The 12,660-nt window shown below is 41.8% G+C and carries 6 protein-coding genes and 1 pseudogene; all 7 read left to right on the top strand.

The genetic code is table 11. The features are described from left to right. The first annotated feature begins 596 nt into the window (after positions 1-596). The 7 genes and pseudogenes from pilG to M0221_RS10545 all read left to right on the top strand — a co-directional run bounded on the left by pilG (position 597) and on the right by M0221_RS10545 (position 12,659). Positions 597-974: a twitching motility response regulator PilG gene (pilG, locus tag M0221_RS10575; protein ID WP_011514416.1), complete on the top strand. Its 378-nt coding sequence runs from the start codon at positions 597-599 to the stop codon at positions 972-974. Between the two features lie 163 nt (positions 975-1,137). Beyond that, the gene (locus tag M0221_RS10570) at positions 1,138-1,500 is read left to right on the top strand and encodes a response regulator (protein WP_483283789.1); all 363 of its coding nucleotides are present in this window, start codon (positions 1,138-1,140) and stop codon (positions 1,498-1,500) included. Positions 1,501-1,503: 3 nt separating this feature from the next. Then, positions 1,504-2,034, top strand: coding sequence for a chemotaxis protein CheW (locus tag M0221_RS10565; RefSeq protein ID WP_020444252.1), 531 nt, complete (start codon positions 1,504-1,506; stop codon positions 2,032-2,034). 526 nt (positions 2,035-2,560) lie between these two features. Continuing rightward, positions 2,561-3,565: pseudogene (locus M0221_RS10560) on the top strand (methyl-accepting chemotaxis protein); the annotation flags it as partial. Between the two features lie 189 nt (positions 3,566-3,754). Further along, entirely contained in the window at positions 3,755-4,729 is a 975-nt protein-coding gene (locus tag M0221_RS10555) for a CheR family methyltransferase (protein WP_483283788.1), read from the top strand. Between the two features lie 30 nt (positions 4,730-4,759). Continuing rightward, entirely contained in the window at positions 4,760-11,656 is a 6,897-nt protein-coding gene (locus M0221_RS10550; RefSeq protein WP_483283787.1) for a hybrid sensor histidine kinase/response regulator, read from the top strand. Beyond that, positions 11,649-12,659, top strand: a complete 1,011-nt coding sequence (locus tag M0221_RS10545) for a chemotaxis protein CheB (RefSeq protein WP_483283786.1) — start codon at positions 11,649-11,651, stop codon at positions 12,657-12,659. The genes M0221_RS10550 and M0221_RS10545 overlap by 8 nt, the downstream gene beginning before the upstream one ends. Position 12,660 lies beyond the last annotated feature (1 nt).

The raw sequence follows: 12,660 nt of genomic DNA, 5'->3' as shown, positions 1-12,660 counted from the left end.
ACCATATTGTATTTAACTGGTTTTTTTAAGCGCTAGATGAGACGCTGTAAAATGCCGTTTTTATATAGAGGATATTCGTTAAGTGGCTAAATTTAGAACATAATTTCACTAATTACTGGATAATGGCTGGTAACTGTGCTAAAACGAACATATCAAAATATATTGATACATTTTTATCACAAAGGTAAATTATTCAGTAAGATGAATACTGGTTCTATATAATGGCTACGATTGGAAAGACGACATTTAACAACGAAGCTATTCACTTGCAACTTGGTTGATTTTTTCGGTTTTCAATATAGTAGATTTTTGATAAGACTAGATATTCAGCTATTTTTATAGCAAGCAATATTGAATAAGAGATACTCGTTTATTGACAGAGGATTCGATTACATTATTCATTAAATTTGCCTGCGATAATTAATGGTTGCAGAGTATGAGTAATCATTGAATTTATGGCTATAATAACGCTGTAAGAAATTTAGCATAACGCCCAAAATACTAAGATAATTCATTGTGAGTAAACAGTACTACGTGTAAGTAGTACTGTGAACATATCGCATAATGAATAAACAGTCGTTAATAGGACAATAAGAATGGAAAATAATTTTGATGGTTTAAAAGTAATGGTTATTGATGATTCAAAAACCATTCGCCGTACCGCAGAAACCTTGCTGCAAAAAGCGGGTTGTGAAGTTGTCACTGCCATTGATGGATTTGATGCTTTGGCTAAGATTGTCGACCACAATCCAGATATTATTTTTGTGGATATCATGATGCCACGTTTGGACGGTTATCAAACTTGTGCCTTGATTAAAAATAACCCTGACTATGCCAGTAAACCTGTGATTATGTTGTCATCTAAAGATGGTTTATTTGATAAAGCTCGTGGACGTATTGTAGGTTCTGATGAATATCTGACCAAACCGTTTAGTAAGGATGAGCTTTTTGAGGCAATTAATCAGTATCGTTAATCTGTAAAATGATCATAAAAATGGTCAAAAATTTTTCATATAACGATAAAATATTGTTGTCATAATCAGTAATGTGCATTCAGCTAGCATGAAATATTACTTCAATCGGTTTGTTTTAAAACTATATATCTAACAGATATCATCAAAAATAAAGGAAATAACTATGACTACTGTATTAGTCATTGACGATTCACCATCTGAGATGGCGAAATTTCGCGACATGCTTTCTAAAAATAACTATCAAGTATTGGAAGCGACCAATGGTGAACAAGGCTGCCAGATGGCCATTGCTCATCTACCAGACATCATTTTGATGGATGTGGTTATGCCTGAAATGAATGGTTTTCAGGCAACTCGTAAAATCACTCGTGACAAGGCAACAGCACATATTCCTATCATCATGATCAGTACCAAAAATCAAGAAACCGATCGTGTATGGGGCAAGCGTCAAGGTGCAAAAGAGTATCTTACCAAGCCTATTGATGAAAGCGGTCTGGTCCAGATTATTCGTAAAGTAATGGAGTAGCTTGTGGCATCGAGAGGATTTATTGAGCTTCTGCGTATAGCAGATATGGCACGTTCGCGTAAAAGCGGACGCCGCGGCGGACAAGAATTTGACTGGCAAGGGGTAGTATTTGAGATTGGCGGTCAACGCTTGGTTGCGCCAATGGGTCAAGTAGCAGAAGTATTATCCATGCCAGAATATACCAGCGTGCCCTTAGTAAAGCCTTGGATGCTTGGTATTGCTAATATTCGTGGGCGTTTACTGCCATTGACCGATTTGTCTCGATTTTTACAAGTGCCGAGTCGGTTAGCGCAAATGAGTCAGCGTAAAGTTATGGTTATCGACCATGATAATGTGTTTTCAGGGTTACTTGTTGACCAAGTGATTGGTATCGAGCAGTTTACTCAAGACCAATATCGTCCAGAAGCCATTGAACCGAATTCGCCATTTGCACCTTATAACCATGGCAAATTTTTCAAAGATGAACAAGATTGGTATGTGTTTATGCCAAGCTTACTGACACAGGACCTACAGTATACCGATGCTGCAATATAACTGTCTTTAATGACCCGTCATGTTTGATCATGAGGGGTTCATTAAAACGATGGCAGAAGAATCATAGCTGACATGATCCGGTGGTGTGTCAGCATTCATACAGGCTTTGTTCATCACGGTTGTTTTGATAACACTATGATTTCAGAGTCAGTCACAATAAGACTTTGATGATTGTTTGAAAGGAATAAGTGCGATGAGTGATGTTATAAATAACCCTGTAAGCGGTGTAAATAAAGCTGCGACAAATGCAAACAGTCAATGGAAACTATTACTAGGCGGTTGTGCTCTAGTGGCTATGGGTGCTCTATTGGCGCTGATCAATGCCATATCCTCGGTCAGTGAGTATTTAACCGATTTCAATCAAGCTGTCATAATACCGGTAGTTGTCTTTGTGCTCAGTGTACTGGGTATCTTTTTCGCTTTTTATAAGTTGCTACAGCAGCGCGGTGGCTCAGAACGTCTCCTTATTGAAAAAGAGACCTTACGTCGTCGTCAAGAAGCGGAAGCTGAGTCTGAACGTGCGCGCCAAATCCAAGAAGAAAACGAGCGTAACCAGATTGCTATTTTGCGCCTACTTGATGAGTTGGGTGATTTGGCAGACGGAGATTTGACGGTCAATGCAACAGTATCAGAAGACTTCACTGGTGCAATTGCCGACTCTGTCAACTTTGCTATCGACCAACTACGCCAATTGGTACTGGTTATTAACAGTACCGCAGATCGCGTTTCGCAGTCATCAGAGCAAACACAGATGAATGCAGTCGAGCTTGCGGCAGCCTCTGAGCATCAAGCACAAGAAATCGCTGGTGTATCTGCGGCTATTAATGAGATGACGGTGTCTATTGACCAAGTTTCAAATAACGCTGCAGAATCTGCAACGGTTGCTCAGCGTTCGGTTGCCATCTCTTACAATGGAGCAGAAGTAGTACAGCGCTCTATTGAAGGTATGAACGTTATCCGTGATCAGATTCAAGAAACCTCGAAACGTATTAAACGTCTTGGTGAGTCTTCGCAGGAAATTGGTGATATCGTTGGTTTGATTAACGATATTGCAGACCAAACTAACGTTTTGGCATTAAACGCAGCGATTCAGGCATCGATGGCAGGTGAAGCAGGACGAGGATTTGCGGTTGTTGCTGATGAGGTTCAGCGTCTTGCTGAGCGTTCGGCAAATGCAACCAAACAGATTGAGACGTTGGTAAAAACCATTCAAGCAGATACCAGTGAAGCGGTCATGTCGATGGAATCAACGACGTCTGAAGTCGTACGTGGTGCGCGGTTGGCAAAAGATGCGGGTGAAGCACTAGAAGAGGTGCAAACCGTTTCTAATACTTTGGCGGATCTTATTCAGAATATTTCAAATGCTGCTCTGCAACAGGCGGAGTCGGCAGGTCATATTTCTCATACTATGAACATTATTCAAGATATTACCTCTCAAACGTCTTCTGGTACGATGGCGACTGCACGTTCTATTGGTGAGCTAAGCGAAATGGCTGCAGCACTACAAGAATCAGTCACCGGCTTTAAAATATCAAATGATGATGAGCAGTTGAATCATGAAAGCATGGATCATGAATATCTCGATATGGATGAGAGAGTCTCAGCCAGTATGTAATAACTGTCGATAATAGCTATAATTTTTCCTATGGAAATGTTAACCAAATTGCTGCTCTAAATAGACATTATAAAATTTGGAGCAGCAACATTAATAGCAGGTCACATGAATCATCATATTAAAAAAGGCAGTAATAGCATTCATATAATTGAAGCTATATCAGTAGACAGCCTCATGCAAGATAATGTGAAAATGATACGGCATGACGATTATTTTGATACTAGACAGTGGCAACGCTATATAGAGTGTGAGATTGGTTTTATTTTACCTAATATTCAATGTAACTGGTTGGAAAATGCGGTGATTCACACGGCATTGTTTTATGGATTGACTACCGTCCAGTTGTGGCAGCAGTTGCCGTTTAACAATGAGCTACGCCAGCATTTGCTTGATAAAGTATTGATACATGAAAGCCGATTTTTCCGTCATCTGCCTTCTATCAATTTTGTCACAGAATGTGCAGAGCAGCATCAGCTTCGCAAGCGGATAGCTACTGATACTAGTGAGATGTTTCACATATGGAGTGTGGGCTGCGCGAGCGGACAAGAGACTTGGTCTCTGGCAATGAGTTTGGCTGCAAAGCAATTGAGCAATTACACGATCTTGGGTACAGATGTCAGTCAACAAGTACTAGCAAAGGCGCGATTGGGTCAATATGACGCTAAACAGCAATCATTAATCCCGCCATATTGTCAGCAGTTTGTGCAACCATTATCACCAGCAATCATGGCTGACGAAGCGAGTATTAGTAACACTTATCTAAATAGAACCACGGCAAGTAGTAGCTATGGCTACTGGCAGGTCGCAGCAACGTTAAAATCGCAGGTCCGTTTTGCTTTACACAATATTATGGATGAAAAACCGCCTACCGCACATCTACAACAGGTGATTGTTTGTCAAAATATGCTGCTATATTTTCGCAAGTTTGATCAGCGTGATATTTTAGCTCGATTATCAAAACAATGCGCCTTGGGTGGTTATATTATATTGGCTCCAGGTGAGGCGCTATTTTGGCGTCCTTCAAATATGCGCCGTATTGCGCACCCACATCTCAATGCGTGGCAAAAAATCAGTACCTAAATTAGCGCCTAAAAGAGTCAGGATGAATCTATGAAAAACCAGCCCAATGACATGGTAACGCTTGAGTGGTTATTGCCACTGTTTAATCAGCAATTAACACAGGTAGCTGATGGCTGGCAATTAGAGACAGCACGTACTAATGACGAGCAAATGGCACAGTACTATTATGAAATTGCTGGTGCCCTGATCATGATTAATTTGCCTGCTCTAGCAAGTTTAGCGAATAAGCTTAGCCTATTAGCAGAAGCCACTGTTTTTGATGGTTTGGATAATGGCAGCTTAGATATAAATTTGGCTGCTGAGAAACTCAGAATAGGGCAGATTGCTCATAAAGTGTTACAGCGTGAGCTGGAACATTATGTGCGCACAGGTAGATATCATAGTGTTTTAATGAATAAAACGCTGACTGATCTAGCGCAAGTCTTATCGCAGTTTGATATAGTCACAGAGCCGCTTGCAGATACCTTATCCTTGACGACAGACAGTCATTTGGCTAGCTTATCGGATTATGATGATATTGACATAACCCTACCTGTGAGTAGATCAGTGTCAGATTTAGATAGTCAACAGCATCGGCAATTGCTATTAGTGTGGCGCCAACAGACGCAAAAATTGCTCGCTGCCAATATGAATAAGCCTGCTATCCTGACTGTGCTACAAAAGGTCAGCCATTATTTATGGCAAACGGCGCAAGAAGCTGATTTGCAGCGCTTGTGGTATCTGGCTGAGCTGTGGCTACAGGATCTTGGGCAAAATGAAATACCACTACCTAAGCAGTATGCAGGAATATTAAGTCAGCTGGATCAATTGATAGACAGTCATCAAGATCAGATTGAGCCATCTATAAGCGAGATTCAAAGTCTCATTAGTCATATTTATAGCGAATTAAGTAGCCTTATTCATAACAGTGATAATGCTGAATCTTTATTGAATGGCGGTGTACAGATAGACGCTGAAGTAGGTCTCTTACCTCGTATATTGAGTGAGATTGAGACGATTATTTTTGCACTTGATAAGCCTCATACTTTGCTAAAACCTTTAGCGAAAATACATAACCAGCTTAAAAGTCGTGGCTGGACATTATTTGCCTCACAAATTGATGCTATTGCGACGAATGTAGAGCGTAGCCTCTCATCAGAGCAGGATTTTACGCAAGAACAATGGCAGATTGAACGTCAGCTACAAGAGTTGTATAGCGCTGTCTATAATACAGAACAAATGATTTCTATCAAGATTGGCGATACATCTGTTTCTACTGGCATTGATAATGACTTGCAACCAGCAAACAGTTTAGATGTTGGTTCTGTTAATGTGGATTTACGTGAGTTACGTATTACGGCTGAAGAAGTTAAGCAAGATTTTCATAACTATATACAACGCCAACAGTTAGAATTATTGCCAGAGCAGGCAAGTCTTGCGAGCATGAGCCAGACTTTTAACAGTATGGGGCTGCCAGCGATTGGTGAAGTAGTTGACAAGATAGCTGATATATTTGTACAGATACGTACTCATAATATTGCCATATTGAGCTGGGACGTTATCGAAGCGTTGGCAGAGAGCTTGAGTGCCATTGAGCTATTATTGGATTATCTTGCGCAACAGTTTGTTGATCAAACACTACTAGAAAAAGCAAATACTAATGTTGATACGGCAGCCAAGCTACTTAATGCATATATCGATGCGCCTGAAGCAGTCAACGATACTTTCCTCACCCAAAAACCAGCCGCCAATGATGTATTGCGCTATGACGACAGCGGTGAGATTGAGCCTGTCACTGAACCGTCTTTCGATACTGAGACTTTGACTGGCTTACTGTTAGACAATAAACAGTCTATAGAGACAGGGGCAAGCGAAGCTTTATTGAAAATGCGCCAACAGCTAAATCCTGATACCTTCGATATCGATGAAGACATTCGAGAAATATTCATTGAAGAAGTTGAAGAAGTGATTGGTGATCTAGAAGACTTTTTACCAATATGGCAGGAAGATGCGCAAGATTTAACACCATTAACGGAACTACGTCGCGGTTTCCACACTTTAAAGGGCTCGGGACGTATGGTTGGTGCTGTTAGCATCAGCGAGATGGCATGGTCTATCGAAAATCTACTCAACCGTTTATTGGATAAAACCTTATCCGTAACGGACGATGTAGTAACGTTGATAACAGAAACCACCAAACGCCTACCCGTTATGCTATTTGACTTTACAGCACAACAGCCACCAAGCTTTGACCCTGCTATTACTCTTTTGCAAAGTCATAACTTGATGACTCAGCAACCACTAAATGCAGGTTTACCAGTAGCTGCGCCTACGTCATTAACAGCTGATATTGAGGAATCGGACCTTGCATCAGATCGTTATGTACTTGACCATAATTTACACGTGCAAGCCATAAGCTCAGTCTCTGAGCCAGCTAACACTTTGGATGCATTGTCAGATTTAGAGCTCCCTTTGGTATTGCAGCCATTTATTTTGGAAGCAGAGTCGCTAGCGGCAGATGCAAACGATGCTGATCCTGATATTAAAGAGATATTTATAGAAGAGGCTAATGAAGTCTTAGATGAAATCATCCCTTTATATGGACATTGGCAGCTTTCACCTACTGATTTGACTGAACTGAAAGAAATACGCCGTGGCTTTCACACTCTGAAGGGCTCTGGTCGGATGGTCGGTGCTCATTACAGTGCTGAATTAGCATGGTCTATAGAAAACATGCTAAACCGCATTTTAGATAAGAGCATAACTGCCTCAGCGGATATACAGCAGCTGATTGGTGATGTATTGACCGTATATCCTGAGTTACTAAGCACTTTCGAGCGTGAAAGCCAAGATTATCCTGCTATGATGCCATTGTGGGTTGCCTGTGCTAATGCTTATAGCAAACAATTAGGTGATGAATTCAGTTACTGTGCATTATATAATCAATGGTTACAGCCTGCTAAGCAGACGCCAAGTCACATTGATTTAGACAGTCGTATTCAAGATTTGGAGAATGATGAAGCCATTGATCGCACCTTGCAGACGATTTATTCGGTCAATGAAAAAATGGCAGAAGCACCAGTTATTGTGATGCCTCAAAGTGAAGAAGAACAGGCGTTCTTTGACATCTTTATTGAAGAGGCAGAAGAGTTGTTAGAAGGCGTTAATGACTTTGTACGTCATCATAAAAATGAGCCATATGTCGAGGTAAGTGACGAGATTGTGCGCGCATTCCATACTTTGAGAGCAGCTTCTGGCTCTAGTGCATTGACTGCCATTAGCGACGTGAGTGCGACGATAGAGCAAAGCTTAGAGCTCCTACAGCAGCAGGATATACCGATGAATGCAAGCCATTTAACAGCACTGGCCCAATCTGTCACGCTTATTGATGGTTATCTCCATAACTATAAACAACATGCAAACCAGCAAGATATGTCGGCAGAGCATATGCAAAGCGAGCAGGATATCGCCTCGTTACAGGCGATGCTTGAGGAGCAAGATGACGATAGTGAGGCAAGCACTGAGGATAAACCAACGATTAATGACTTGTTAGATGGCAATATTGATGAGTTATTAGACGCCGAGTGGCAATTAGATGAAGCGCTTAACAGTGCTGATATCGAGCAAATCCAAGCCTATATCGCTGAGCAAATTTTACAAATTAAATATTTAACTGACAAAGCACAAGCCTTTCCAAAATTCGTCTCTATTCTTGATGCCTTACAAGATGCTTATCATTATTTGAGCCAGTATCCAAAAGAAGCGTCAGATATTGATATCCAAGAAATCCTACTTGCAGGTCATGCGCAGTTAGTTGGTTTATTTGATGCTTTAGCAGGCAGTACGTCATTAAAAATTGATGAGCAAGTACTAGAGAAGTTAGAGAGTATCAAGCAATACAACACCGTGCAAGCTAGTATCGTGCAAGACAATATCGTGCAAGATAAGAATGAAAGTGATGAAAATATAGCCGATGAAGAACAGGCTACTGTACAAAGTATTGCCGCACCTGAGCTAGAGCTTGAAACTATCGATACGGATATTGAGCTACTAGAAATCTTCTTAGAAGAAGCGCAAGAGCTTGATGATGCGCTGGTCGATAGTTTCAGTAAGTGGCGTGCAGACATCACCCATATCAATACCTTAAAGGTGCTCCAACGCCATCTGCATACCATCAAAGGTGGTGCGCTTATGGCGGGTATCCGCAGTATTGGCGACTTGACGCATGAAGCAGAAAGCGTTTATGAGGCGTTTGTACAATCTAAACGCGAGCCAACCGCGCAGTGGCTTGAGATTATGCAAGTGGTACAAGATACTTTATCGCTGCAGGTAGCACACATTGTACGTTATCAAAAATCTTTTTTTGCGCCTGAGCTCATGGCTCAATTACAGCAGTTCTTAAAAGCACAAGCATTGCCAGAAACGGTACAGCTTATTATTCCTATGCCAAATAACCATGTGGCAGCTGAGCCTCAAATCTTTGCCAATCAAGATACCCAACATGTAGCAAATGAGGCAGATGCGTTAAGTTTAGATAAAATCATTCAGCAATCGTGGGCGCATGGTTTACCTGATGCCGATATTTTAGAAGTGTTCTTAGAAGAGGCCACAGCGCTCACCAATCGTAATGAATATCTACAGTTGTTCTTAAATGATGCTGGTGACATGGTTGCGCTGCAAGCACTACAGCGCGACTTGCATACCTTAAAAGGTGGCGCACGTATGGTTACTGCTACTGGTATTGCTGATTTAGCTCATGAAATGGAATCAGTTTATCAAGACTTTGTTGCTCAGCGCCGCCCTGCAACCACGAAAGTGCTGGAGTTGCTGGCTGCTTGTTATGACTGGCTAGCAGATGCTGTTTTTATCCTATCGCAGCAAGTGAATCCGCCAACACCTAGTTTACTAATTGAGGCATTACAGCAATTTAGTAAAAATCCTAATAGCTTAAAGCAGATACCAACAGAAACCCTGCAAGCTCAGCGTGAAACGATTTTAATTGCCAAAGAAAATCAAGAAACAACCTATATCCAAGAAGATATCAGCGCCATGCCGCTGATGGTTAACGATGCGACTGAACAAGAGCAAAATGCCAATAATAATGAGATGATTCGTATCTCAGGCAGTCTGATTGAGCATATGATTAACCTGTCAGGTGAGTCTGCGATTAACCGTGCTCGTATCGACATGGGTATCAGTAGCTTGACCAACAGTATTGAAGAGATGGGTACTACCGTACAGCGTCTAGCTGATCAGTTGCGCCGTATGGAAATTGAGCTTGAGGCACAGATTTTATCGCAGATTGATGAAGAGCTGGTCAATCATGAAGGTTTTGACCCGCTAGAGATGGATCAATACTCTTCTTTGAATCAGCTGTCAAAATCTTTGTCAGAGTCGGCATCGGATTTGGTCGAAATTAACCATACTTTATTAGAAAAAACGCGTGATAGTGAAAGTCTATTGCTCCAGTTATCTCGGACGCAGACTGAACTACAAGATGGTTTGATGAACTCACGTATGGTTCCTTTTACGCGATTAACACCAAGGCTTGAGCGTATTGTCCGCCAAACGGCTAATGAGCTGAATAAGTCGGTTGAGCTAAAAATTATCAATGCTGATGATGAGATGGATAGAACCATTCTAGAGCGTATCACCTCACCGCTTGAGCATATGTTACGTAACGCAGTCGATCATGGTATCGAAAATGTGGCAGCAAGGCTGGCAGCAGGTAAAGAGCGCAGCGGTCAAATCACGCTAGAAGTACTACGTGAAGGAAGTGAAATTGTCATTTTGCTCAATGACGATGGACAAGGGATTGATGTAGAGGCGGTACGTGAAAAAGCCATTTCTCAAGGTTTGATCGACGCCAAAGATAGGAATCTTAGCGACCTTGATATCATGCAATATATATTTAATGCCGGTCTTAGTACCAGCAAACAGGTCACGCAAATATCAGGGCGCGGCGTCGGTATGGACGTTGTTATCAGTGAGATTCGTCAGCTAGGTGGTGCTGTATCCGTGGTATCAGAGCTTGGCAAAGGATCGAGCTTTACCATCCGTGTACCATTAACGGTAGCTGTGTCCGATGCTTTGGTAGTTCGAGCAGCTGATCGTTACTATGCCATACCTTTGGTGCAGATTGAACGCGTTGTACGTATCAATCCAGAAAAAGTTTATGACTATTATCAATCGGGTGAGGCTACCCTTAATTTTGAAGACACTGACTATCGTGTCCGCTATTTAAATGAGATTTTATCTGGTAATAAGCTCAATGAGCTGGTCGTTAATACCAATACCAGCGTGCCGCTTATTATCATCAAAAATCGCAGTGGTCAGAATATGGCCCTACAAGTCGATCAAATAGCAGGCTCACGTATTGAAGTAGTGGTAAAACCTTTGGGGCAACAGTTCTCAAATTTATCTGGTATCTCAGCGGCTACCATTATGGGCGATGGCTCAGTGATGCTCATTCTAGACTTGATAGCCTTGATGCGTAACGCGGCTTTAGTCAAAGACGTCACGCATTCTAAAGCTACTGAACAAAGAAATATGGATTCCAATACCACGATTCTGGTCGTTGATGATTCAGTCACAGTCAGAAAAGTAACATCACGATTCTTAGAGCGTCAAGGGTTCAATGTGGTACTTGCCAAAGATGGTATCGATGCGCTTGAGATACTACAAGAGATGACGCCTGACTTAATGCTGCTTGATATTGAAATGCCGCGCATGGACGGTTTTGAAGTTGCTACCCAAGTCAGACATAATGGACGCTTGCAGCATTTGCCTATTATCATGATTACCTCACGAACCGGTGAGAAGCATCGTGAACGTGCCCTTGAGATTGGGGTAAATGACTATATGGGCAAACCTTTCCAAGAAAACCAGCTGCTTGATAAAATCCAAAGTTTATTGGATGAAAAGGTCCACCTAACTCATCATGGGTAACATACGTGCCTTGGCGTTAAAAGATAAAAATGAGATTAAAGTACTGGTGGTGGCAGAAGACCATCAGCAGCGGATGGCGTTCTCTGATACAGTGCGGAGCTGTGGCTTTCATCTGGTGGATTGCGTTACACCATCGCAGTTGAAGGATAAGTTTGATGGTTATGAAAGCGCTATTGATATCTGGTTGATAGACAGTGATTACGATGAGCATCTAGCGACCATGACAGCTGCTTCCAATCCTGTAGCGATGTTGGTCGGGTTTAGTCAAGCGCCTTATCTTAATGAGGCGCAGCAGTACGCTAAATGGCAACGTAAATTCAAACGTAAGCTTGCGCAACTGCTGGATTTGCCAAATCTTATCGATAATTCTGTCTATAAGGATGATATTAGTGATTGGCGTTATGTGGTGTTCTTAGGGGCATCTATGGGTGGTCCTAGTGCGGTTAAAGCGTTCTTAGATCACCTATCGCCAACACTGCCGATAAGTATTTTACTAGCGCATCATTTTAATCAAACCATGATTAGTACCTTGCCACGTATATTAAATCGCCATAATGACTGGCACTGCCAGATGATTACTTCCTCGCAGCGCATGCGTACAGGTCAATGTCTGATCGTACCTATCGATCAACAGATTGTCTGTGACTCAACTGGTCGCATTATCTTATTAGATCAGGCTTGGGTAGGGGATTATAAACCTGCTATTGGTCAGATTCTCAAAAACACCAGCGATGTTTATGGTAGCGAGCTGATAAACATTATCTTTTCAGGTATGGGCAATGATGGCACGCAGTATTTAGATTTGATACAAGATAATGACAGTCAATTATGGGCACAAGACCCAAGTTTGAGTACTTGTCCCAGTCAGCCACAGGCTATCATTGACTCAGGATATTGTACCTTTATCGGCAGTCCTCAAGCATTGGCAGAAAAGCTGACCAACTATATTGCTAATAAAGCGACAAACGACACTCCACATTCATTTATTGTGAGCGACTTATGAG

It is taken from the genome of Psychrobacter sp. ANT206 (assembly GCF_056880555.1).
The sequence above is the reverse complement of the archived record's forward strand: the minus strand, read 5'-3'. Positions and strand labels throughout refer to the sequence as shown.

Coding starts and splice junctions, on each gene's coding strand:
- M0221_RS10555 (WP_483283788.1), top strand. CDS start 3,755: ATGAATCATCATATTAAAAAAGGCAGTAATAGCATTCATATAATTGAA.
- pilG (WP_011514416.1), top strand. CDS start 597: ATGGAAAATAATTTTGATGGTTTAAAAGTAATGGTTATTGATGATTCA.
- M0221_RS10550 (WP_483283787.1), top strand. CDS start 4,760: ATGAAAAACCAGCCCAATGACATGGTAACGCTTGAGTGGTTATTGCCA.
- M0221_RS10545 (WP_483283786.1), top strand. CDS start 11,649: ATGGGTAACATACGTGCCTTGGCGTTAAAAGATAAAAATGAGATTAAA.
- M0221_RS10570 (WP_483283789.1), top strand. CDS start 1,138: ATGACTACTGTATTAGTCATTGACGATTCACCATCTGAGATGGCGAAA.